Below are 22,297 nucleotides of genomic sequence, written 5' to 3' on the forward strand. Positions count from 1 at the left end.
CTGGTCATATTCAGGCACAAAGTCCACCGTCCAGTACCAGGGTCTGCCCGGTGATATATTGACTCCCCTCGCCGATTAAGAACGCCACCGCCTGAAGCACATCATCCGTTTCACCCAATCTACGCAGCGGTATCGACTGGCGCATCTCTTTCAATTTCTGTGCCGGGATCTCTTCAAGCATTTCAGTACGAATCAAGCCCGGAGCCAGGCAGTTGACCCTGATGCCAAAGCGCCCGACCTCCAGCGCGAGTGACCGTGCAATGCCGCCCATCGCCGCTTTGCTCGCGGCATAAGCCGTTTGACCCACGTTGCCCTTTAACGCGCTGACCGATGACATCATCACGATGGAACCGCGTCGCTGTACCATCATCGCGGGTAATAACACCCGGTTCCAGTGAGTCATCGAGATAACGTTAGTCTCCAGCACCTCGCGCCAGATGGCCGCATTCTGATGAATATGCAGACCATCTCGGGCAATTCCGGCATTGTGAATAATCGCCTCCGGCGCCCCCCACTCGGCCAGCAGCGACTGCGCAAGCTGTTCAACTCGCGCTTCGTCGTTGCCATCACAGATGAAACCTTGCACCCGGCAGGATGAATCACCAACCGGTACCTGAGCCAGGATGTCGTTGATCGCCGCTTCGCTGCGCCCGGTAAACACCACGCTCCAGTTTTGCGCCAACCCCGTCACCAGCGCTCGCCCGATGCCGCGGCTGCCGCCGGTAACCAGTATCCATTTCTGCGCCATATTAGTTGCCTGACTCTTTGCTGATGTGCTGGCATAGCTCGCCGAGGGTGATCCCCGGGTTGTGAATAAACCAGTCCGCCTCCAGCGTGATGTTGAATTCACGCTTTGCCAGTACCATCAGTTCGACGTAGTCAAGGCTATCTAATTTCAGCCGTACAAGGGGCGTATTCTCATCAACCTCATCGGGCTCCAGGTCTTTGGCATCACAGATCATTTCACAGACTTTTTGCAGAACTTCATCATACGAAATCATAATATTATCCTTAATTATCAATTACTAATTGGGACAACCTTTAGCGTAATTACATTGGTCATAATCAGGTCATTCAACTGCGCTGCCGCCGAAATACGCACCAGCGCACCTTGTTCAACCTGGCCTACCACCAGCGAGGGCAGCAGCCAGAGCGACAGAGATTCGGGCCAGATCGGTACTCCTTTGCCCATCAGTCGGGCATCAAAAATGACCTCCTGATGAGTTTGCAGCACCGGATAGCGGGTAAAAATTTGCTGCAACGAGGTTTCTCCCTGGCCGAGCAGGGCCGCAATGTTCTCCTGCTCCAGCAGCGCTTTATCGCTAATCAGCTGGCGGAAGAGCAGTGCATCAAGAAATTGCCACTGCGCCAGGTCGGGCCAGGCGCTGTTGAAGTGAGATTGCAGTGCGAGCAGCGTCTTAGAAGCAAGTTCGCTGAGCTGTTTCCCCACCAGCGATTCCGGCTCAGTCGCCAGGCTCATCTGGCACGACAAGCAGACTTCATCATTCTGCGGATCCGTAACCGATGCGACGGATAACACGCGGTTTTTCGGCGTTCCCGTCGTCAACAGCCAGTCGGTATCGCACCACAGCGGCCTGCGCAGGCGTACCTGACATTTCAGATAACCTTCAGCGCTGGATGACGGATATGCCAGCCGCGACTGAACATCACGTTTCACATCCAGCAGCGCGCGCATCCCGTGGACGCTCAACTGGCTCCCCCCCATCGCGCGCGCCGCCGCGAGGTCGAAGTGAATGGGGTTGTCATCACCGGAAAATGCTGCCCACTGATGAGCATCGGCAAGGGTGTAGCGCAGTCGCGTCACGCGTGTTTCTCCAGCACCAGCGCGGCGTTCGCGCCGCCAAAGCCAAAGCTCAGATTCAACGCCCGGCGAATCTCGCCCTGACGATGCCCTTCGGCAATATAGTCGAGATCGCACAGTGGATCGGGCTGGGTTAAATGTGCCGTCGCGGGCATGATCCCAGCCGCCATCGCCTGCAGGCAGACAATGGTCTCGAAGCTTCCCGCCGCGGCGATCAGATGCCCGGAGTAGGATTTGGTGCTGGAAACCGGGATTCGATACGCCTCGTCACCCAGCGCCTTTTTCAGCGACTGCGTTTCGTTAATATCATTAAGCGGCGTGGAGGTGCCGTGGGCGTTGATATAGTCGAGATCGGCGGGCTGGAGATCCGCGCTGCGCAGCGCCCAGCGGATGGTCTGCTCGCGGGCCACGCAATCCTCTGCCGGAGAGGTAAAATCCACTGCGTCGGAGAAATTGGCATAGCCGGTGACTTCCGCGAGGATCGTCGCCCCGCGTGCGATGGCGCTCTCACGCTCTTCCAGGCACAGCACCGCGCCCCCTTCTGAAAGCACAAACCCGCTGCGCTGCTGGCTAAACGGGCAGCTGGCCCGCTCCGGCGATTCCGTTTCCCGGCTCAGCGCGCCGAGCACATCGATATTCCAGATAGCGCAGACGCTGTTCAACGACTCCCCGGCCCCGGCGAGCATCATGCTGGCACGGCCAAAACGAATCGCATCATAGGCCTCGCCAATGGCGATAGTGCCGGTGGCGCAGGCGGCGACCGGGGTATTTTGATAGCCGCGCAGATTCCACAGCTGACTACAAGCGGCGGTGGTCACATTCGGCATAGAGAAAAAGCAGCTAAAGGGTGAAGAGACCCCTTTTTTCTCAAACTCTGGTACCGCCAGATAGCTTTCATCCAGCCCTGCCCAGCCGGAACCGATGATCGCGCCGCACATCAGCGGATCGTAGAACGCGGCAGGCGATTCACCGGCAAAGGCCATCGCCATGGCTTCACGCGCGGCGGCCAACGCCAGGCGTGCGTGGCGCGGTAGACGCCGACGGATTGCGGCAGGAACGCCCTTGAGGCTGGGTTCGTTCTCCACCTGACCAATAAAATGGGTATGGATACCGTTAGCCGAGAGATCGACATAGCGGTAGCCATGTCGATAATCCATGATCGCCTGCCAGCTTTCGGCGGCGCTGTCGCCAAGGGGAGTCACCGCGCCATAGCCGGTAATCACCACGCGATAAGGGGGTTTACTGTGACTCATTTTGGGATGTCCTCTGTTGCGGGTTACTGCCCCCCTGCGCCAGCCAGAGCTGCAAAGTGGCATAAAGGTAGTCGTACTGGTTTTGTGCGAGACTGTTCTGCACATCAAGCAGCGCATCCTGGGCGTTCAGCAGGGTCTGATAGTCCACCGCGCCTGCACGATAGCGGCTCTCGGTGAGCGTCAGGCGCTGCTGGCCCAGCTGCAACGATTGCAGCAGGCGCTCTCGCTGCTCGTCGGCGTTTAGCCGTTTCTCCATGGCGTTGTCCACTTCCGACAGCGCGGTATAGGCCGTGCGGCGGAAGTTCACCGCCTCCTGCTGCACCTTTACGCTGGCCTGTTCCACGGTGAGCTGTACCGTATTCCATTGGATAAAAGGCGCGCTCACGCTGCCGCCGACGGTCCGTAGCGGATCGTTAAACCATTGGTGAAAAATCTGGCTTCCGGCGCTAAGCGTCCCCTGCAACGAAAGCGTGGGATAGAAGCTCAGCCGAGCGGCATCTGAGCCCGCCAGCGCCGCACGCAGGCGCGATTCCGCCGCCTGAAGATCCGGACGGCTGGCGAGCGCGGCCAACGGCGTGGCATTGGCAATAACGACGTGCTGGCGAACATCCAGCGCATGGGCCTCATCGGTATGCTGCGACGGTGGGCGGTTGAGCAGCAGCGCCAGCGCGTTGCGCGAAATCGCCCGCTGCTGCTTCAGGGCGAGCAGTTGATTCTGGCGGCTGATAACCGTCTGCCGGGCCTGTAGAACATCAAGTAGTCCGACTTTCCCCGCCCGCTGCCAGGACTCAACCTGCGCTAGCGTCTGCCTGGCAATATCGAGACTCGCCTCTTGATAAGCCATTTGCTGATTTAGCAGAGCGATGTTCCAGTACAGCTGCGTGGTGGTATCAATCGTCGACAGAATCGTCGCGTGATAATCCTGCTCGCTGGCAACTGCTTCCCACTCACTTTGTTCGCGGACCCGCGCCAGCTTGCCCCAGAGATCCAGTTCATAGCTCAGCGACAACGAGGTACTGTAGCTCTCCTGCGAACGCCCGCTATTTAACGGCTTCGAATTGCTGCCGGAGCCGTTGAGCGTCGCGTCTGGACTGATATTGGTCTGGGTTAGCCCGGCAGAAATGCGCGCCTGCTTGAGAGTTAAAGCGGCAGCAGCCAGATCGTTATTGCTTTCCAGCACCTGACCAATCACTCGCGACAAACGCTCATCGCCGAAGCGATCCCACCATCGGCCATCTTCCACCTGCGAAGGGGCGATATTCTGCCCTTCTGTTCGCTGCCAGTTTTCCGGCACCGACAACAGCGGTCGCTGATAGTCGCTGCGGGTCAGGTTCCCACAGCCCGTGAGCAGCAGGATCAACGGTAAAAAAGTACCTAATTTCATTCGCGGGCCAGCGCCTCCGTCGGGTTGAGTCGCGCCGCTCGCCGCGCCGGAAAATAGCCGAACGTCAGGCCGATCAGGGCGGAAAAGCCGCAGGCCATTGCCACCGGGAGCCAGGTAAAGACCATCGAGAACTCCTGCGTCAGCAGAGCAAACAGGTTCCCGGCGGCCCAGGAGCCAATGACCCCCGTCAGCCCGCCGAGCGCGCAGATCATCACCGCCTCAATCAAAAACTGATGCATGATGTCGGAGGGACGCGCGCCGACCGAGAGTCGGATACCGATCTCATGGGTTCGCTCGGTAACGGAAACCAGCATGATATTCATCACCCCAACGCCGCCGACCAGTAGTGAAATGGCGGCAATCGCGGTGATCAGCAGCGACATAGAATCGGAGGTTTTTTGCAGTGCGTTGGCGAGCTGTTCGTCGGTCTGGACAAAGAAATCTTTTTTGCCGTGCTCGCGAATAAGGTGCCTTTCCGCACGCTCCGCGGCCTCTCTCGGCGACAGCGTCTCCTGAAAGCGCAGCGTTAGCGCCTCCAGCGGCTTATCACCGGAAATCCGCTGTAATAGCGAGGTATAGGGGATCCACGCCGACATAAACCCACTGACCACTTTCGGCCCCGGCTTGCTGGCAACGCCAATCACCCGCCAGGGCCCACCGGCAATTTGCACGATTTTATCCAGCGGATCTTCATTACCGGGAAACAGCGTCTCTTTGCTGGTCTCATCCAGCACCAGTACTGGCTCCCGATCGTTGACGTCGCTCAGGGTAAAGCCGTTGCCCTGAATAAAGCGAATTCCCTGCAACGAGAAATAGTCGGCGGAAACCCCGGAGAGGATCATCGAGGAATCCAGGCCCTGGCGCACTGCGGTGGTCATGCTGGAGACAATCGGCGACACCCCCAGCACCCAGGGCTGCTTGCTGAGGCTGGTGATATCCTCCAGCGACAGCGCCCGTTCCATATCCGGGCGCTTGCTGCCCCAGCCGGTACCGGGGCGAATTTCGAGCGTGGTATTACCCAGTTTGCCAATCTCGTTCATGATGGTCTGCCGGGCGCCTTCACCTACCGCCATCGAAGAAACCACCGATGAGATGCCGATGATAATCCCCAGCATCGACAAAAAGGCGCGCATCCGATGGCCCAGCAACGCACGCCATGCCATTCGTACCGACTCGCCTACGCTTCGCGACAGCGAAGCCCGACCGTTATCCTGCACCGTCGGCAGCCGCTGAATATCACGCTTGTCCTGAGCGCAATTCGTGCGATCGGCAACAATTTGCCCATCGCTGATCTCGACGATCCGCTGCGCCTGCCGCGCCACCTCGCGGTCGTGGGTCACGATAATCACCGTGTGACCATCGGCGTTAAGCTGGTGCAGAACATCCATCAGCGCCCTGCCGCTGGCGCTATCCAGCGCTCCGGTGGGTTCATCAGCAAGAATAATCTGCGCGCCGTTGATCAGCGCCCGGCACACGCTGACCCGCTGCTGCTGCCCGCCGGAGAGCTGCGCGGGTTTATGCCCTAAGCGCGTATCAATGCCCAGTTTTCCCGCCAGCAGCGCGATTCGCGCCTGACGTTCAGTTGCGGGCATCGCGGTGTATAAGGCGGGGATAGCGATATTCTCTTCTGCCGTTAAATAAGGCATCAGGTGATAGCGCTGAAAAATAAACCCTAACCAGCGGCTACGCAGTTCGGCAAGCGCTGCGCTATCAGCCAGATGAGTGGCAATGCCGTTGATATACACCTCGCCGTTGCTGGGCTTATCCAGGCAGCCAATAATGTTCATCAACGTGGATTTACCCGAGCCGGAAGCCCCCATGATCGCCACCATTTCACCAGGCATAATGGTCAGGGACACCGATTTCAGCACCGGAATATTCTGCGTTCCGGCGATAAAAGAGCGGGTGACGTTGTTCAGCTGGATTAACGGCTTCGCCATCAGATTGACCCCGCGTCCTGCGGGATCACCACCCGCTCACCGGGCTGCAATCCTTCAAGAACCTGCGCGTACTGGCGGTCGTTAATGCCGATGCGAACGGTGCGCTCCTCGCTGCCCTTCGCCTTCTGCACCACCACCCGATAGCGCGCATCGCCCAGCGAACGTCCCAGCGCCGCGACCGGCACCCGCAGCGCTTCTTTGGCCTGCGCGATGCGGATAAACACCTGTGCAGTCATCGAGGTTTTCAGCAGTCGCTGGCGGTTATCCACCTCGAAGGTACCGTTGTAGTAAATGGCTGTGCTTTGCTGATTGCTGGCGGAAGCCCCGGAGTTTTGCTCTTCCAGCGCCTCCTGCGGCGCGGGCTGGACATAGCCAAGCTCTCCCTCATAACGCGTCTGCGGGTCAGCAATCACGTAAAACCACAGCGGCTGTCCGGGATGGATCTTCTGGATATCAGCTTCGGAAATGCGCGTTTGCACCTGCATTTTATCGAGGTCGGCGAGCACCAGAATTGTCGGCGCAATTTGCGAGGAGACAATGGTTTGCCCTTCACGGGTGACAATACCCAGCACTTCGCCGTCCATAGGGGCGAGAATGCGCGTATAGCCGAGGTTGGCGTTGGCGGTCTGCACGCTCATTTCCGCTTGCACAATCTGCGCCTCATTGACCGCAATCTGCTGAACCTGCGCGGCATATTGCGCCTGCGCCTGTTCAAGGTCACCGTTTACGCCAGAGCCATCGCGATTCATGGCCTGCTCGCGGGTCAGCGCTTTACGGTACTGCACCAGCGTCGCTTCAGAGGCTAACTTTTGCGCTCTGGCGCTGGCCAGCTGCGCGGTGGCGTTGCGTAAGTCTGAAAGCTGTAAAGTCGGATCGATTTCGGCCAGCAGTTGCCCTTTTTGCACCCGATCTCCTTGACGAACAAACAGCTTGCGCAACTGCCCGCTGACCTGAGCGCCGACGCTCACCTGGACGGCTGGTTTGATGATGCCGCTCGCCAGTACCACTTTTTCAATATCTCCACGATCGAGGGCGACGGTATAGAGCGATTCGGCCTGCGCCGGCAGCGCGCGCTGATAAAAAACGGCGGCGATGATGGCGACGATCGCGATCAGCACAAACAGCCACGTTTTGCGCTGACGTAATAATCCTCGCATCATTGGCCTGGCGCTCCCTGTCCGATATCGCGCAGCTCACCTTCGTTCAGGCGATATACTTGCGCAAAGTGGTTCACAATCAGCTCACTGTGGGTCACGACAATCAGCGTCTTACCCTGTTCACGACAGTGCTGGCACAGCGCGGCAATCACCGTTTCTGCGGTTTCATCATCAAGATTGGCGGTTGGTTCGTCGAACAGTAAAATCGGTCGGGTGCTGTAGAGCGCCCTCGCCAACATCAGCCGCTGACGCTGGCCTAAAGAGAGCGCGGAGTGGCTCTCGCGAATCAGCGCTTCCATTCCCCCGGGCAGCGCCTGTACCACCGGCCTCAGCGCCATTTTACCGATCAGCTCTTCCACTCGCCCACGGTCGCTGCCGCTGTACCACGGGTCAAACAGGGTGATGTTTTGCAGTACCGAGGCGTTAAACAGGATGTCTTCCTGACTCTGCAACCACACCTGCGAGGTCAGTTGTGGAGCGCTTGCCTCAGCATTGTTCAGCAAAATCCGCCCCTTCTGTGCTGGAAAAAGCCCGGTCATCAGCCGCAGCAAAGTGCTCTTTCCAGCACCGGAATCGCCAACAATAGCTATCTGATCGCCAGGCTCCAGTATGAGGTCAACCGCGTTTAATACCGGCCTTTGCGGGCTGTAATGAAAGCTCACCTGGTCAAATGCCAGCCGTGGAACCGCAGTCCCGTTGAGCGGAGAAACCAGGGGGGAAGCAAGCTCATGCTTCGTAAACAATCCCTGCGCGCGGGTGTCAATTACATGCAATTGCGACTTACGGATAACGGCATAGAACATCCGCGTGACGTAAGAGGTAAAGATTTGCCGCAAAAAGCTGTAGGCAAAGAAGTCGCCCAGTGAGATCTGTTTTGCATGCACCAGCGGCAGCACTACCAGCATAAAGACCACCATTTCGAGGCTGCCGGTCAGTTGATACAACCCTTCTTTCACCTGCTGATACACTTTCTGCCGTTGCAGGCAGGTAAAAAGATCATGCGACAAGCGGGCAAATTGCGCCTTACGCTGGGTTTCCAGGCCAGCGGTTTTAATGGTTAATACCCCCTGAAGGGTCTCCATAAAAAAGTCATTTAGCACCGCGCTTTTGAGCTGGAGCTGCTGCGTATACCAGCGGTCGCGGAATATCGCCCAGACGCTAATCAGCCCCATCGCCACAATACCCACGGCGGAAATCAGCGCCAGCACCGGGGAGATCCAGAACATGATGCCGATAGCGATAACGCAAATAATCCAGTCTGAGCGCAGGCCATTATCCAGCTCTATTTTTTGCAGCATCCCGCTCTGCCAGGCAATAAAGCGGCTGAAAACATCACCTGGCGCACGCTTTTCAAAAAAGCGCAGCGGGTTATTCAGCAATCGCGAAAAACCAATATCGCTATTAAGCAACACAAAGCGGCGGATAAAACGCTCGCTAATCACCCTGACGCCCAGCGCTAACAGCGTAGAGACGAAAAAGGCAAAGATGAACCACAGATAAGGAAATTCCGTATTCTGAGCGTCAGAGAAAGCCTGATTAATCGCCCGGCTGACCATCGTCGGCATTAAAAAGAGCGTTAACGCAACCAGGAAGGTTAAAAGCATCAGCTTGTAAATACCCGGTACCGCCGCCGTCTCCTTCAGGCTCATGGCCCGCGGCGTCTCCTGGTGCGCTTCGGCGATAACAGGATTGGGAATCACGCCCGCAGAGGGGGACTCTTCGAGGATCAGCGCATAGCCGCTAATCTCTTTTTTTAACGCCGAGAATGGCAGCCACTGTTGACCAATTGCCGGATTCATCACGCAGACGTAATCCCCCTTGCACCAGGCCAGCAGGACATAGTGGCTGGCACCGTAGTGCAAAATGGAGGGGAATGGCAGCCCATGTAGCTCATCGTGATCGAAGAGCACCGGGGCGGTGGCAATGCCAACCTGTTGTAGAATGACGGATAAATCGCTCAACGATGTCCCATGATCGGACGCCGGGAAAATTTCCCGCAATGCCGGGAGAGAACACTGAATATTCTGGGTTTGCGCCAGCATCGCAATACAGGAGAGGCCGCACTCATTGGTCTCTTCCTGAAAAACCATATCAGGGATAATATTTTTCATATTGATGCATCAGTGATTAATAAAATAGAGCGAATGGTTGTGCCACAAAAGCCAATCTTGCGGATAATCACGCAGGGTGTTTTCAATGATTATCGGCAGAGTTTCCGCTACCTCTTTTGCCAACAGCGGGGAATATATTTTTATTTTTATCCCTTGCTGATAATAGAGGTGATAAAAAACCACCTGCGCCGACACGATGCGCGAAAAACGCTGTACACCATTGTGTAATTTTGCCGGACGGCCAAAGAGACGACAGCTTATTTTCCCGGACTGCGCTTCGTGGGTCTGTACGGTGTAATCGGCAGGAATGTCGGGGAAAATAATCATATTTTCCCGCCCTTCTGAAACATTGGTCATTAACGCCATCAGTTCGCTGGCCAGCGACGTATTATCCTGGTGGATAGAGCAGTAAGAGAGCGCGACGCCCCCCATTGCGCGGCTGGCGACGGTGTAGCTTTCCGCACTGGATGAGACCACCACGCTGGCTTTTCCCGGCGTCACACCGGCCCCGACCATCGCGGCTAAAATATCGGAAACGCAGTGCAACGGAGCGAGGACTACCGGTGTCTTTTGCGCCACTAGCGGGGCGACCACAGAATCAAGCTCTCGCGTACACGCCTGCATTTGACGCAGCGTAGCCGGGTGCCGACCCCAGGTCGCGCCCATCTCCAGCAGCTGGCGGCGCATGGCGATCCACGCGGCATCAATTCGCCCATCGCCATTGGTCAGGCAGCGATAGTTCTGCGTCGCCACGGCGGTACGCCCGCGATATTGTCGGCCCAGCAGTCGCTGCTTGCACAGGGCGCGAACGGTTAGCAACAGCAGCGACATAGGGGTATAACGCATCACTGCACGCACCGCCTTTTGCCCGTAGCCGGTAAAAGGACGGTGTCGCCAGGCAAGCTGCGCGGACCATTTTCTTACGCTGAAGACGCCCCAGACGATCAGAAAGCGCGTCACGCTTACTCCTTGTCCTGAGTTAACAGCTGGCGCATATAGTCGGCAAATTCAGGAAATTGACGATCCTTCGCCACTACATATTTTTTATTAACAATAAACAACGGTGTCGCGTTAATCTCATAGAGTTCGGTGATTTTTGCCATATATTCCAGCCGTTCGGCAACGGCTTTGCTTTGGCGTACCTGATGATATTTCGCCACATCAATATTGTTCTTTTTCAGCCAGGGATTCAGCACTTCATCATCGGCTAAATTAATACCGCGAACCATTACCGCGCTAAATGCCGAGTCGCGCGTCTGACGCTCAAGGCCCATCACTTCAAGCGTCGCAAAAACCGGTGCATAAACCGCCAGACCATTTCTTTCAGCGGTAATATGGATAACTTCGAAGGTGCTATCTGCCGGTAAGGTGGCGGCCAATTTTTCGATATCTTCCTCATTCGACGCACAGTAGTGGCAGCCATAAGACAGCACTTCAATAATACTGTTCTCATGTTTTATTGGGCTACTGGCAACAATTGCATCGTCAATTTTTCGTAGCGCTGAAGGCTTACTGCTGTCCAGTGAGAATGTATTAAAGACAAATAGGTGATAACACAATACGGTAATCAGGGACGAAATTAACGCCACCAGAAACGTGTAGCCAACAGCGGTAATAGGTTTTATTTTCATTTCGATACCAGGCTCGCGAAAAAAGCGTAGAAATATACCCTAAATAATTCGAGTTGCGAGAAGGCGGCGACGCAGAGAGTCCCCAGGAGCTTACGCAAGTCAAGTGACTGGGGTGAGCGAGGAAAGCCAACGCGCATGCAACTTGAAGTATGACGGGTATATGGAGGGTTACCCCTCCATGTACTACTGCAGAAATTACTGGCGGATGCGGTTCGGCACTACGCACATACCATCAGCAGCATCTTTCATGCTAACAGTTGAGTTGCCGTGTTTATCCGTGCAAGTGGTAACTTCTTTACATGAAGAAACACCACCAACAACCATAGTCTCGTAAGAGCTGGTGCAAGTTTCCTTACAGGTCCCGCCAATAATACCCGATGCTTCAATCATGCTTAATTTTTGCATTTGTTAGTTCCTTAACTATTTATATTGAAATTTATTTCACTGCGCTTACTAACTTAGATACCTGCCAGTAATTCTGTCGATGTCATACGTTGTACGCTGCTATATGCAAGGCGTGGCCACGATGCATTTGAAGATATTAAAAAGTTCAACATTATTTTTGGCGTTTAGCTTTTTCATCAACCCTCGTTTACTGCGGCTTAAACGACGAACATCAATTTGTTGCTCAGAGGAAATTTGCGAAAGCGACTTTCCTTTGAATATTTCTTCCATTAACCACCAGTCATCGCTGGAGATGCTGTTATTAAAATCTCTTGCCAACCATTTCTGCCGTGTGTAGTTAATCAACGAACGGCTAAAAAATATCTTTTTTGCTACTAATGAATGCGTGTCTTCGATAAAACTGGAAAAATTGCTCAGCGATTCATTCTTTAACAACCAACTGGCTTCAGGGAGAAGCGAATGCAGTGCAAAAAAGAGAGCAAGATTATTGCCATCTAATAAAATAACCAGTTGCTGATTTTCCCGGCAATAATGTTCTTTAATGGTATACAGCGCATTAAAGCGTTCATCCGGTAAGCTGTCGACATCACAGAGGATCCAATGCAGCTCATCTCTCTTTTTCGGTGTACGCAGCGTGCTAATCAGCTGCGAAAAATGGTCGATCTTTGCGAAAGAGCAGTCCGGCTCGCGGGCGGTAAGATCGGCGACCGCGGAACGCACACCTTCAGAGAAAAAAATATTTTTATCATAAAGAAAGAAATGGCGGCTCATTTTTAATCATCCTTGATCAGTTCTACTGATAGTTTAGGGTGTAATTTGCCGTGGCTTGAAAGGCACCGGTTTGCAAGGTTTTGTTGCTCAAGGCATCCGGTTCCCCTTCCACAAAAGCTTTAAAATTTAACTGCATGGTGGCATCGGAAATGGCAACCGCAGTGGTCGGCGTATTCAGTGAAATAGCCGTACCGTTACTCTCTTCAAAGCCTATACCTATCCCGCTGGCGGAATTGGGCGATACTGGCGTAATCGCCAGGCGATCGCTCATATTGGCATTTTCCGTCCCGCTAAAGGTCACAGTGACGGAATTAAAGACATCGGTACTGCAATCCTGTAGCTCAATCACAAACGCTTTGGGCAGTGATTTCCCTTCGGCATACAGCGTGCGGGTTGAGATCTGACCAAAGTTTACGGAAACGTTTTTTGACGAAGGGACGATGCTGCAGCCCTGGGCAACGACAGTTCCCTTGAAGTTTAAATCGCCGCCGATCAGTTCCCCGATAGCGTGCGCCGGGGTAGCCGCCGGTAGCGAACAGATAAGTACCATTGATGCGATTAATTGACGCATGCTGCCCCCTTACTGAAACTCAGCGACCACGGTGGCCGATGCCTGAAAATCCCCTTCAAGAACGCTGGTTCCGGTATTCGCAATCGGTGCGGCGGTCAGATTCCAGGTTCCCTGGTTATTAGCAAAACCCGTGACGTCATAAAACTTATTTGCCGCCACTAAACTACCACCAGAGTCTTTAAGGATAATGCCGAGGTTTGAACGGTCAACGGCGCCAGTGGTGCCTAAATAATCGCTATTAAAACTGGCGGTATTGGCTTGCTGAACCCCCAGACGAATATTCAGACTGCCGGTAGCAAAGCTCCCCCCTTCACACTTCACCTGAATCGGCACGGACTGACTGTAGTTGCTACCATTGAGCGATGAACTTGAACTGGGGATAGTGCCAAAATCTACTGTAATCGGTGAACCTGAGTTAACAACGCATTTGTCCGGAACGGTAATCACCCCAGAGTTAATAGAAACAATCGACATTGGCGTGGTCCCCATCCCGGCGCTGTAATTACCCAGACGACCGTAAAGCTTGGCTATTTCAGTTCCCAGCAGATTAACACCGTTAATAATCGGCTTGGTGATCATAAACGTCACTCGCCCCTGAGCGCCGGACTCAAAGTTATTAAACTGGGTGGTCGGCGGCACGCATTTATTCTGAAAAGCCTCGTTCGACTCATTATTAAAAGGCACAGGAAGATACGCCATGCGTTGGCCACGGATGTAAATTTCAATTTTCACATCCATATAATCATTGAGTTTTAAATATCCCGCTGAACTACCCTGCTGAAGTAACGAGGCAATAGCAGAATAATAGATGGCCTGATTTTCCATGGCGATAGTGCAGCTGGCTACGCCAGAGTATTGGCCGCCTAATGTGAAAGTATAAGGAATGGTCGCCCCAATACTATTACTGGTAATATCCTGGTTGGCGACGTCAATATTATACATTTTAGGTCCGCCAACCGGCGTGATTTCCCCTTCAACTGCCGCTGCGGTTTCCCAGGACAGTAGGCCACCGCATAGCAAAATAGCAACGCGGATTTTACGCCAGATAACCTTAGCAGCCATTACAGATACTCCATTTTTAAACGCAGCAGGCCGCTAAAATTACCGGCGGTCACGTTTCGGCCGGTAGACTCCAGTACCGCAATAAACGTCAGGCTGCTGTCGCCGGTTTTCACAATAAACGGCGGCTGGGTTTGATTGATATCCAGCGCGCGCTCTTTGATATCCAGCAGACGAATGCCGGCTCCGGAGGTGCTGCCGGTCAGGCGTAACAGTTGACGATTATTCTCGTCCGACTCGCCGATAAACGTCATCTGTACCGCCTGCTCGCCCGTGGTATAGAGGTGCTTGCTATTTCCCGTAGTCCTTGATGCGATGCTGTCGCGCGCCTGTGAAGCACCTTTCAGGCAATCTCGCAGTTCAACGCGAACCAGCACCGGTTGGCTACGGTCGCCCGCCTGATGAAAACGGCGGGCGCTAATTTCGCCCAATTCGATGATTTGCAGACGGCTCTGCGGAGCAAGGACGCACGGTGAGGCGTAAACGGAACCCTGAAATATCACGTTACCGCCATCTTCTCCCTGATGATCCTGGTTATAGTGCTGTGGTTGTAGCGGAATATCAGCGTCGGCCAGCGCTGGCATGCTGAGACCGAATACAAACAGTGCGAATAGCGATAAACGCGTTTTCATCATCAGGTTCCTCTCAATTACCCTTGCTGCGACGGCGGCAGAGCCTTACAGGTATTTCCTGCACAGCGATATTTCAACTCCGGATGTCCGCCATAGTCGTTCACGTACATCATGGAAAAATCACTAATTCCGCCATCCGTTACGCTGAATTCCAGGTTGGATTTCGGCGCAATCATAACCCCTGGGAATTTCGTTATTTTTTCGCCTTTGCCGCGAGATAAGCTAATAATAGTGATGTAATAAGGCGTCGGGTTTTGCGCAGTCATCTTATTGCCGCTCTTTTGAAAGACAACCTGGTCCTGCCAAATCTCACTTTTGCTTTTTGGAATAATGGCTGTCGGGCGGAAAAATAATTTAATCCGCGACTGCATAGCTAATTGCAGGACATTCGCTTTATCTGGTTTAGGCGGAATTTCGCGCACGCTTAAATAAAACAAGCTTTCACGGTCCTGTGGCAGTTGATTGATGCCATCAGTCCTGGTAACACGCGCGACGCCTTTTTGCCCGCCGTTAATTCGCTGCAAAGGCGGCAGCACCACCAGCGGAGAGGTAATTTTATTGCCTTTGCTGTCCTCGACCCAGGACTGCGCCAGAAACGGAATATCCGGGCTGGTGTTAGTCAAATTCGCGCTTGCCGAGCTATCTTTACCGGTGATAATCAAGCGAGTGCGGTCCAGAGAAACGCCCGCCTGAGCGGTACTGCTTACCGCCGTCAGCATCAGAACGCCCATCCAGCAGAGTTTGTTACTTGTCATGCTCATTTTTGGCCTTTTATTACTGTCACTGTCATTTACACGGCAATAGCGCGGCTGTCGAACGACGCTCTATAGATGGCGGAATGGTTATCTGACACTGTTTTTTCCCGCTCCACATCACGCTTAGCGCCTCTTGTGGATTCACGCCCGCCAGCCATCCCTGTCCACCTTCCATAATCATCGATACGCTTACGCCATCGCCGTTAATAACCTCGGCGCCAAACGGCGGATAGGTGCCGTCAGCCAGGCGAATGATGCCCATCATTTTCTCACCTTTCGCCATGCCAAAGGTTTGATAGCCGATAGCACCTTCGGTCAGCGTCGCGGTGCTGATGGCTTTTGCCGGTTCAATCGATTCCGACATCGAATCGACATCAACCCGGGTATCAAAGCTGTTGTAACTCACGATGTCCGGAATAACGGCGATACCGAAATTGTTAGTTCTTGATTTACCGTCATTTAGCGGAACGTCACCAATGCCGTTGGTATTCACCATCACGCGAGCGGTGTTGAGCGTCGCACCGCTATTGTGGATCGCCGCGCCGTGTCGGGTGGCGGTAAAGCCGCCGCGCAGGGTGCTGCTCAGAGAGATATAGTGATCCTGCTGATAGCTGGCGTTACTGTTGATTTCGGCATACTGCGAGCGGCGCTGATAATAGCCGTCGACGTTGGCATAACCGCTCTGGCTCGCCCCTGCGCGCAGTCGCCACAGATTGTTGTAGTCGCTACTATCGGTATACGAGAGCATCGGGCTGGTTTTGCCGTTATTGGTCTGCACGTCCAGACCACTCCATTTGCTATCGCCAACCGGAATAGAAAGCGAAATGGCGATAGAGTCGTCTTTACGTCCTTCATAATCCGAACGGTATGCCGATATATTGGTGGTGATCCCACGAATATTACCGACATTAAACGAGCGCCCTAAAGAGATGCCATAGCGATCCTGACTGCTGCGATTCCAGTAATTCTGGTGGGTATAAGTCAGGAATATAGTGGTCGCTTTCCCCGCCTCATCGGCCCAGAACGTTTTATTCCCGGTAATGGTATAAACTTCTTTTTCGCGCCCAAGGCTGTCATATCCCTCATAACGTTCGTTGAGATATTGCGAGAAAGAGCGGAAATCTTCCTGAGAAAAGCGATATCCGGCGAAGGTAATGGAACTGTTGTATTCGTCGAAGGTTTTCGCATAGCTCAACTTAAATGAGGTGCCTTTAAGTCGTTTCTTATTCGACTGCTGGCTATAAGATTCTGTGGCATCCAGCGAGAGCGCACCAAGAACGCTTAAATCGCGACCAATACCAGCGGAAACCGCAGTATATTCAGCCCCCGCGCTTTGCAGCCCACCATATAGCGACCAGGCGTTGCTTATCCCCCAGGAGAAGTCGCCGGAAGCGAATCCCGGTCCCTGAATTTTATGGCTGTAGCGGGATGGCGCACCGATCGCCACGTTGTAGCGCACGTAGCCCGGACGCGTGAGATAAGGAATATTGGCGGTGTTGACCTGGAAAGTGGCGATTGAACCATCCTGCTCTTCAACCTGTACATCCAGCGTGCCTCGCACCGAACTACGCAAGTCCTGAATATTAAACGGCCCAGCAGGGACCGTGGTTTCATAAATAATGCGCCCGCTCTGCTTCACCGTGACTTTGGCGTTGGTCTTTGCCAGGCCACGAATTTCCGGTGCATAACCTTGCAAGTTCGGCGGCAATTGGCGCTCATCGCTGGCGAGATTAAGCCCGGTAAAGCGCACGGTGTCGAAGACCTGAGAATCGAGATAGATCTCGCCTGCCGTCAGCTTTGCCGCCATCATCGGCAGCGGGCGGTAGGCGTAGATCTGATTCATATCGAAATCAAATTGATGCGTTGAGCTATAGTAACTGGTTTGATACTCACCGCGTAAACGCCAGCCGCCGAGGTTGACCCCGGTCTGACCATATCCGCTCAGAGTGCTGTAATCTTCATGCATATCAAGCTGCCGGGTGTATTGCCCGGTCAAGCTGTAGTCGAGCAGGAACCCACCAATTCCCTGGTCCCAGCGCTCTGGCGGCACCCAGTTCGGGTCGTTGTATTTCATCCACGCCTGTGGGACGGTGATATCCAGCACGCCAGCGTAGTTACTTAGCGTAGCGCCAGGAAGGCTGAGCAGGTCATAGCAATCTGCAAACGGCTGTACGACCTTCAGCTGTGCTTCTTCTTTCAAGGCCAATCTTGAGAGGATTTCACCGTTAATGCAGGCCTGGGTATGCTTCTGGTCTTTAGAGGGCAGATAGCGAACCTTTTGCTGTCCCACCGCCTGGCCATTAATTTTAATGTCTAATAGGTATTCGCCGGGCGGAACATAGTTATCGGTAGCAAAACGGGTTAAATCGATATTTCCGCGGTCGGCGGCATCCAGTACATCGGTATTGAACTCCACATCCGAGGAAGCGCAAACCATAGAAGTACAACAGAAAAAAAGTATCTGAGAGAGGATTACGTTTATTTTTATTTTTAGTTCTGCTGACATGACTATTCATCCCGAATCATTCAGTAAAATATCGTGCGCAACAAACAAGCTAATGACACCGACTAGCCGATTTGTTTCTAGTTGTAATCCATAAAGAAGCGAGTGACAGCGTAGAAATCCCCTGCCTTAATATGTTGCTGAACCGGAACCAATGAAGCGGTAAATTTCAGCGTATTATTCTCATCACTCAAATGATATCCCGAAGAGGGTTCCCCAAAGGTTAAAATCTCTCCATGGCGATCGCGAATCTGTATACCAAACCCCTTCCCTTCGCCATCAGGAATTAATACTGTAGAATCTTGCGAGGAGGCGTTTCCTGTAAAGGTGATCGTGGCAAAAGCGCCTGGACTTGACTGATTATCACTGCCGAAAGACTCGCAGCCGATTAAGCGCACCAGAAAAGGCCGGGTAAGCTTGCCCTCTTGATCCCTATTAATATCGCGAGCGGATATATTGCCAAAATCCACCCATAGCTCTCGCGAGTCAGGATCAATATCACATGCGGCGGCAACCAACTCGCCAGAAAGTGCCAGCTTTCCAGGCGTGAAATTAGTACTCAAAGCATGTCCGGAAAAGAGCAATACAGATACGAATAACCCTATCAGTCTCTTTTTCTCTGTATCCTTTACCATACTCAGAATTCCATATTATCTGGTATATAGCCAAATATCGCGGGGAGTAATCTCCCCGCGAACGATAACTCAAAAACGATTATTGATAATCGATAGTGAAATTGATCGTTGACTGGAATGCACCAGCGGTTACGGTCGGAGTACCGCTTTCTGCTTTCAGGAACGCAACAAAAGGAATAGTGTTAGTTCCGTCAACCAGAGTTACCGGAGTAGTCTGCGCGCCCCAGGTAACAGTCTGGCTAGCGCTGTCTTTCAGGCCGATACCCGCACCAGATGCGGAACCAGAAGTGAATGCTGCCAGAGTAGGATCGTTCGGGTTAACCGAAGTCGGGGTGTAGGAAACAACAGCACTGCTGGCAATGGTGGTATCGCAGTACTGCAGTTCGATGTTTTTGGTTTCAGTTGCCTGACCACCGCCTTGCAGCAGGGAAACAGGAACCTGACCAAAATCAACGGTTACCGGGCTGGACGACGGGGCTAAGCCGCAAGCGGTATTCACCAGCTCACCCTGAAGTTCAATCTGACCGTTAGTTGTATCAGCCAGAGCAGACATAGAACCGAGAGCAGCAGTTAATGCCACAGCCATAGCAACTTTATTCAGTTTCATAGAAAATTCCTGCGTTATAAATTTTTATCCTAAAAAGTAAAGAGCGATAAAGTCGTGGCATTATATTTGGCCAACGACCTGCAGCCCTCCGCATCACCGAAAAATCCGTTTTAATAATTAAATCGCCACTAACAAGATTTAATTACAGCCAGATCCCCTGGTCGATAAAAATATTATCAAATAACTTTTTAGGTAAAAAGCAATACATTGAACAGGCAATTAAAAAAACATTTAACCTCGCGAGCATTGTTATCCCAGTAAATTAACTCGCAGAGCATTGTGATACATCCTAAAAACAAATAACGACAGGTAATTAATTAATAGAAAACTATAGAAATCGATCGTAAAATAATTGTAAATCACTTTACATTCAATTAACATTGAAAAGTAAATCCAATACATGCAATGATAGAACATCACTAAACATATTGAAGGAACAATATGTTTCATGGCGTTTCTGGATAGATAACAGAACGGCTCTTACAGAGTTTCCATCCATTCGAAAAATCGCACAAAGTCGCTGCTATACCGCTTTGAGCACGCTATTCCTTATCTTTAACTTCACCATTCCATCCGTTCTGACACCCCGTCTCTTCCTTCTTGTTTTCCTGACATTCAGACTCCGTTATCATGCTGCCTGTATGCAGATGAAAAGAAATACAGAATTTCACGGGAACCAATGAGGTAGACTGGCCCCATAGTTCACCAGACACTTCGCCTCTCTTAAAATAAGAGGTAGTCTTAGAACTATGTTTAACACCAGTCAGAATAATAAGATGGTTGAAGTGTTATCAGGACCTGAACAGCGTCGGCGTCGTACACCGCAGGAAAAAATTGCCATTATTCAGCAGACGATGGAACCCGGCATGACCGTGTCTCATGTCGCTCGCCTGCATGGCATCAATGCTAACCAGATCTTCAAATGGCGCAGGCAGTATGAAGACGGTTCTCTGACCGCCGTGGTATCAGGTGAAGAGGTCGTACCCGCGTCTGAACTTGCTGCGGCCAATAAGCAAATCCGCGAACTTCAGCGTCTTCTGGGCAAAAAGACGATGGAAGCTGAGATACTCAAAGAGGCCGTGGAGTTCGGCCGGGCAAAAAAATGGATAGCGCATGCGCCCTTGTTGCCCGGGGACGACGACTGACCGAGGTCTGCCGGAGTATTGGCGTGTCGCGTGCGCAACTGAGCATCAGAGTTCACCGGCCACCTGACTGGCAGGATCGCAGACATCAGCCCCGCTCTGACGATAGCACCGTGTTATCCCGGATAAACACGGCGGTGTCTGACTTGCCGACGTATGGCTATCGCCGCGTGTGGGCGCTGCTGCGACGGGAGTCAGAGCGGGATGGCCTGGCTGTGGTTAATGCGAAGCGGGTGTATCGCATTATGAGAGCACACCATCTGCTTCTTGAGCGTAAACCTGCTGAGCCTCGCCGGAAGTGCGCACACAAGGGGCGCGTGGCGGTAGCTGAAAGTAACCGGCGCTGGTCTTATAAGATGAATGGCAAAATCCCGGTGCTGACCGACGGTCATTACAGCCGGGCCAACTCGCTCTCCTCGGAAGTGATTATCGAATATAAGTTTAATCTGTTCTGATATGTTTGCCCCGCCGCCATCGGCGGGGCAAACCTTCACAAATTACTTCTTCACCTCATTGAGTTCATCGTTATAGCTTTCCCGCGTCACGCATACGCAGAGAATGGTAATCAGCGCCATACAGGCAAGAAACAGCGAGATAGGCCACGACTCGCCGCCGGACCACACCAGCAGCAAAGTGCCGATCATCGGCGTTAACCCCCCGACGATATTCGCCAACTGGAAACCTAACGACACGCCGGTATAGCGCACGCTGGTGTCAAAAAGCTCCGAAAAGAAAGCCGGTTGAACGCTGAACATCATTCCCAGCCCAATGGAATAGCAGAAGGTGGTGGCGAACATAAACATTTTCACCGAGCCAGAATCGATCATCCAGAACAGCGGGAAGGCAAAGATCAGCGTGATGGCAGCCCCTGCAAGATACACCGGGCGACGGCCAATTTTATCGGATAGCCAGCCAAAGAATGGGAAGGTAAAGATACCGACAAAGCTGGCCAACAGCAGACCATTTAGCGCCGTTTCACGGGTGAAGTTCAGCTCCCTGGTGACGTACGACATGAAGAACGCCACCGTCAACCAGCCCAGCACAATCTCCCCCATGCGCATGCCCATTGCCAGAAACACCGCTTTGCGATGGTGCTTCAGCACAGCGAGAATCGGAAACTGTTGCTCCGCCGCTTTTGGCGCGTTCTGCTGCTGTTTCTGATTTTCCTGGAATACCGGCGTCTCTTCAATGCGCGAACGGATAAACATCCCCACGAACAGCAGCGCGATACTCAGCAGGAAAGGTACGCGCCAGCCCCAGGACATCAGGTCATCTTCCGGCAACATCACCACCAGCGTGAAAACGGCTGTCGCAATAAACAATCCAAGCACGTTACCTAACTGGACAAAAGTGCCAAAAAAGCCACGACGGTTGCGTGGCGCATATTCGGTGATAAGCGTGGTCGCCCCGCCCCACTCGCCGCCGATAGCAAATCCCTGGCAAAGGCGTAAAAAGATCAGGATCAGCGGCGCGGCGTTGCCGATGGTGTCATAGCTGGGGATGAGTCCAATGCAGAACGTCGAGATCCCCATAATCATCAGCGACAGCACTAACGATTTTTTACGGCCAATTTTATCGCCGTAGTGGCCAAAAACGATGGCTCCGATGGGTCGGCTCACAAAGGTGATTGACAGCGTCAGGAAGGATACCAGCAGCGCCATCAGCGGTGAGAGATTGGGGAAAAAGAGTGACGGGAACACCAGAGCGGCGGCGGTACCGTAAATAAAAAAGTCATAAAACTCGATGGTTGTGCCGGATAAACCCGAGCCTAGCACGGTGATCAGTTTTCTTCGTTCATGCTTTTGTAGCGATGTTTGTTCATCTTTTGCAGGGGTAATGGCTGGCGAGGTAAGCATAGTCATCATTAAATCCTCTGTCCTGAATCATTATTGTTAAATCGGGCGGCGCCTGGCTAACAG

20 protein-coding genes and 1 pseudogene are annotated in these 22,297 nt (G+C 53.1%); 1 reads left to right on the plus strand and 20 read right to left on the minus strand.

Annotated elements, in window-relative coordinates:
• Positions 1-10: 10 nt before the first annotated feature.
• From GVK32_RS20245 to GVK32_RS20335, 19 genes are all read right to left on the minus strand, one after another.
• On the minus strand, positions 11-748 hold the full coding sequence (locus tag GVK32_RS20245; protein WP_159872613.1) for an SDR family NAD(P)-dependent oxidoreductase: 738 nt from the start codon (positions 746-748) through the stop codon (positions 11-13).
• Between the two features lies 1 nt (position 749).
• Positions 750-1,001 (minus strand): acyl carrier protein, encoded by a 252-nt coding sequence (locus GVK32_RS20250; protein ID WP_159872615.1) that lies wholly within the window; start codon positions 999-1,001, stop codon positions 750-752.
• A gap of 17 nt (positions 1,002-1,018) precedes the next feature.
• Positions 1,019-1,825: a MaoC family dehydratase gene (locus GVK32_RS20255; RefSeq protein WP_159872617.1), complete on the minus strand. Its 807-nt coding sequence runs from the start codon at positions 1,823-1,825 to the stop codon at positions 1,019-1,021.
• Positions 1,822-3,075: a beta-ketoacyl synthase gene (locus GVK32_RS20260; protein WP_159872619.1), complete on the minus strand. Its 1,254-nt coding sequence runs from the start codon at positions 3,073-3,075 to the stop codon at positions 1,822-1,824. Before GVK32_RS20260 ends, GVK32_RS20255 begins: the two co-directional genes overlap by 4 nt.
• Positions 3,062-4,459: a TolC family protein gene (locus GVK32_RS20265; RefSeq protein WP_159872621.1), complete on the minus strand. Its 1,398-nt coding sequence runs from the start codon at positions 4,457-4,459 to the stop codon at positions 3,062-3,064. Before GVK32_RS20265 ends, GVK32_RS20260 begins: the two co-directional genes overlap by 14 nt.
• A complete protein-coding gene (locus tag GVK32_RS20270) occupies positions 4,456-6,399 on the minus strand; it encodes an ABC transporter permease (protein WP_159872623.1) in 1,944 nt (647 codons plus the stop codon). Before GVK32_RS20270 ends, GVK32_RS20265 begins: the two co-directional genes overlap by 4 nt.
• Positions 6,399-7,559, minus strand: coding sequence for an efflux RND transporter periplasmic adaptor subunit (locus GVK32_RS20275; RefSeq protein ID WP_159872625.1), 1,161 nt, complete (start codon positions 7,557-7,559; stop codon positions 6,399-6,401). Before GVK32_RS20275 ends, GVK32_RS20270 begins: the two co-directional genes overlap by 1 nt.
• Positions 7,556-9,667, minus strand: coding sequence for a peptidase domain-containing ABC transporter (locus GVK32_RS20280; RefSeq protein ID WP_159872627.1), 2,112 nt, complete (start codon positions 9,665-9,667; stop codon positions 7,556-7,558). Before GVK32_RS20280 ends, GVK32_RS20275 begins: the two co-directional genes overlap by 4 nt.
• Positions 9,668-9,676: 9 nt before the next feature.
• On the minus strand, positions 9,677-10,627 hold the full coding sequence (locus tag GVK32_RS20285; RefSeq protein ID WP_159872629.1) for an ABC transporter: 951 nt from the start codon (positions 10,625-10,627) through the stop codon (positions 9,677-9,679).
• 2 nt (positions 10,628-10,629) lie between these two features.
• Entirely contained in the window at positions 10,630-11,298 is a 669-nt protein-coding gene (locus GVK32_RS20290) for a DsbA family protein (protein ID WP_159872631.1), read from the minus strand.
• Between the two features lie 195 nt (positions 11,299-11,493).
• A complete protein-coding gene (locus GVK32_RS20295; RefSeq protein WP_159872633.1) occupies positions 11,494-11,703 on the minus strand; it encodes a DUF4762 family protein in 210 nt (69 codons plus the stop codon).
• A gap of 99 nt (positions 11,704-11,802) precedes the next feature.
• On the minus strand, positions 11,803-12,474 hold the full coding sequence (locus tag GVK32_RS20300) for a DNA-binding response regulator (protein ID WP_159872635.1): 672 nt from the start codon (positions 12,472-12,474) through the stop codon (positions 11,803-11,805).
• Positions 12,475-12,496: 22 nt separating this feature from the next.
• Positions 12,497-13,045, minus strand: a complete 549-nt coding sequence (locus tag GVK32_RS20305; protein ID WP_159872637.1) for a fimbrial protein — start codon at positions 13,043-13,045, stop codon at positions 12,497-12,499.
• Positions 13,046-13,054: 9 nt separating this feature from the next.
• Entirely contained in the window at positions 13,055-14,107 is a 1,053-nt protein-coding gene (locus GVK32_RS20310; RefSeq protein ID WP_159872639.1) for a fimbrial protein, read from the minus strand.
• Positions 14,107-14,736 carry a fimbrial protein gene (locus GVK32_RS20315; protein WP_112213839.1) on the minus strand — a complete coding sequence of 210 codons (630 nt, stop codon included), beginning with the start codon at positions 14,734-14,736 and terminating at the stop codon, positions 14,107-14,109. Before GVK32_RS20315 ends, GVK32_RS20310 begins: the two co-directional genes overlap by 1 nt.
• Before the next feature lie 17 nt (positions 14,737-14,753).
• A complete protein-coding gene (locus GVK32_RS20320; RefSeq protein WP_159872641.1) occupies positions 14,754-15,497 on the minus strand; it encodes a molecular chaperone in 744 nt (247 codons plus the stop codon).
• Between the two features lie 25 nt (positions 15,498-15,522).
• Positions 15,523-17,997, minus strand: a complete 2,475-nt coding sequence (locus GVK32_RS20325; RefSeq protein ID WP_159872643.1) for a fimbria/pilus outer membrane usher protein — start codon at positions 17,995-17,997, stop codon at positions 15,523-15,525.
• Positions 17,998-18,074: 77 nt separating this feature from the next.
• On the minus strand, positions 18,075-18,629 hold the full coding sequence (locus tag GVK32_RS20330; RefSeq protein ID WP_159872645.1) for a fimbrial protein: 555 nt from the start codon (positions 18,627-18,629) through the stop codon (positions 18,075-18,077).
• 79 nt (positions 18,630-18,708) lie between these two features.
• Positions 18,709-19,236, minus strand: coding sequence for a fimbrial protein (locus tag GVK32_RS20335; RefSeq protein ID WP_110275828.1), 528 nt, complete (start codon positions 19,234-19,236; stop codon positions 18,709-18,711).
• Between the two features lie 776 nt (positions 19,237-20,012).
• Here GVK32_RS20335 and GVK32_RS20340 point away from each other — a divergent pair.
• Positions 20,013-20,833: pseudogene (locus GVK32_RS20340) on the plus strand (transposase).
• A 42-nt stretch (positions 20,834-20,875) separates the two neighbouring features.
• Here the strand turns inward: GVK32_RS20340 and GVK32_RS20345 are convergent.
• Complete coding sequence (locus tag GVK32_RS20345) at positions 20,876-22,240, minus strand: MFS transporter (RefSeq protein WP_159872676.1); 1,365 nt, start codon at positions 22,238-22,240, stop codon at positions 20,876-20,878.
• Positions 22,241-22,297 lie beyond the last annotated feature (57 nt).

Source organism: Klebsiella sp. 18074, from assembly GCF_902705905.1.
In the GTDB taxonomy this organism is placed as follows: domain Bacteria; phylum Pseudomonadota; class Gammaproteobacteria; order Enterobacterales; family Enterobacteriaceae; genus Klebsiella; species Klebsiella terrigena.

What these genes read in the sequence shown, in the direction of transcription:
- GVK32_RS20245 (WP_159872613.1), bottom strand. Translation starts at nt 748, where the DNA reads ATGGCGCAGAAATGGATACTGGTTACCGGCGGCAGCCGCGGCATCGGG.
- GVK32_RS20250 (WP_159872615.1), bottom strand. Translation starts at nt 1,001, where the DNA reads ATGATTTCGTATGATGAAGTTCTGCAAAAAGTCTGTGAAATGATCTGT.
- GVK32_RS20260 (WP_159872619.1), bottom strand. Translation starts at nt 3,075, where the DNA reads ATGAGTCACAGTAAACCCCCTTATCGCGTGGTGATTACCGGCTATGGC.
- GVK32_RS20265 (WP_159872621.1), bottom strand. Translation starts at nt 4,459, where the DNA reads ATGAAATTAGGTACTTTTTTACCGTTGATCCTGCTGCTCACGGGCTGT.
- GVK32_RS20270 (WP_159872623.1), bottom strand. Translation starts at nt 6,399, where the DNA reads ATGGCGAAGCCGTTAATCCAGCTGAACAACGTCACCCGCTCTTTTATC.
- GVK32_RS20275 (WP_159872625.1), bottom strand. Translation starts at nt 7,559, where the DNA reads ATGATGCGAGGATTATTACGTCAGCGCAAAACGTGGCTGTTTGTGCTG.
- GVK32_RS20280 (WP_159872627.1), bottom strand. Translation starts at nt 9,667, where the DNA reads ATGAAAAATATTATCCCTGATATGGTTTTTCAGGAAGAGACCAATGAG.
- GVK32_RS20290 (WP_159872631.1), bottom strand. Translation starts at nt 11,298, where the DNA reads ATGAAAATAAAACCTATTACCGCTGTTGGCTACACGTTTCTGGTGGCG.
- GVK32_RS20295 (WP_159872633.1), bottom strand. Translation starts at nt 11,703, where the DNA reads ATGCAAAAATTAAGCATGATTGAAGCATCGGGTATTATTGGCGGGACC.
- GVK32_RS20300 (WP_159872635.1), bottom strand. Translation starts at nt 12,474, where the DNA reads ATGAGCCGCCATTTCTTTCTTTATGATAAAAATATTTTTTTCTCTGAA.
- GVK32_RS20305 (WP_159872637.1), bottom strand. Translation starts at nt 13,045, where the DNA reads ATGCGTCAATTAATCGCATCAATGGTACTTATCTGTTCGCTACCGGCG.
- GVK32_RS20310 (WP_159872639.1), bottom strand. Translation starts at nt 14,107, where the DNA reads ATGGCTGCTAAGGTTATCTGGCGTAAAATCCGCGTTGCTATTTTGCTA.
- GVK32_RS20315 (WP_112213839.1), bottom strand. Translation starts at nt 14,736, where the DNA reads ATGAAAACGCGTTTATCGCTATTCGCACTGTTTGTATTCGGTCTCAGC.
- GVK32_RS20320 (WP_159872641.1), bottom strand. Translation starts at nt 15,497, where the DNA reads ATGAGCATGACAAGTAACAAACTCTGCTGGATGGGCGTTCTGATGCTG.
- GVK32_RS20325 (WP_159872643.1), bottom strand. Translation starts at nt 17,997, where the DNA reads ATGTCAGCAGAACTAAAAATAAAAATAAACGTAATCCTCTCTCAGATA.
- GVK32_RS20330 (WP_159872645.1), bottom strand. Translation starts at nt 18,629, where the DNA reads ATGGTAAAGGATACAGAGAAAAAGAGACTGATAGGGTTATTCGTATCT.
- GVK32_RS20335 (WP_110275828.1), bottom strand. Translation starts at nt 19,236, where the DNA reads ATGAAACTGAATAAAGTTGCTATGGCTGTGGCATTAACTGCTGCTCTC.
- GVK32_RS20345 (WP_159872676.1), bottom strand. Translation starts at nt 22,240, where the DNA reads ATGACTATGCTTACCTCGCCAGCCATTACCCCTGCAAAAGATGAACAA.